Genomic DNA, 705 nt, shown 5'->3' with positions numbered 1-705 from the left:
CGCCCGGCTCGATGCGGAAGCCGCGGATCTTCACCTGCTCGTCGTTGCGGCCAAGGAACTCCAGATTGCCGTCCGGCAGGTAGCGGGCCAGATCGCCGGTCTTGTACATCCGGGCGCCCGGCTCGCCGCTGAACGGATCGGCCAGGAACCGCTCCGCCGTCAGCTCCGGACGGTTGAGGTAGCCGCGCGCCACCCCGGCCCCGCCGATATAGAGCTCACCCACCGCCCCGAACGGAACCGGCCCACCATGGCCGTCCAGAAGATACACCCGCGTGTTCGCGATCGGACGGCCGATCGGGACAACCGACCCGTCAAAACCAGCCGGGCAATTCCAAACGGTCGCGCAGACTGTTGCTTCGGTAGGTCCATATGCATTGACAACAGAGGCCGAGGCCAGACTGCGGATGAGTCCAGCTTTCGGCAGTTCTCCAGCAAGAATGAGAACTTGTGATGCCAAACATTCCCGATTCCTGTTTCCCTGAAAGAATACTGGAGGCAACGTCCCATGGGTGATGGCTTCACTACGCAGGTAATCCGATAGCCGGTTACTGGCTTGACGGAGCTCGTCGGCAGGCAAATGCAAGGCGGCGCCCGAGCCAAACGCCATGACAAGCTCCCAAGCACTTGCATCAAACCCGAAGGAGGCGAACTGCACGACACGGCTATTTGAACCAACGCCAAAAAGCCCGATCTGGGCCACCCCGA

Annotated in this window: 1 protein-coding gene; it reads right to left on the bottom strand. The window is 61.8% G+C overall.

The features are described from left to right. Positions 1-705: AMP-binding protein (locus V8P77_RS34730; RefSeq protein WP_264400096.1), on the bottom strand; the 705-nt coding region annotated here is incomplete at both ends.

Source organism: Rhizobium aouanii (assembly GCF_037002925.1).
Lineage (GTDB): Bacteria > Pseudomonadota > Alphaproteobacteria > Rhizobiales > Rhizobiaceae > Rhizobium > Rhizobium aouanii.
Note: the sequence above shows the minus strand (reverse complement) of the source record. Positions and strands in the feature narration are given on the sequence as shown.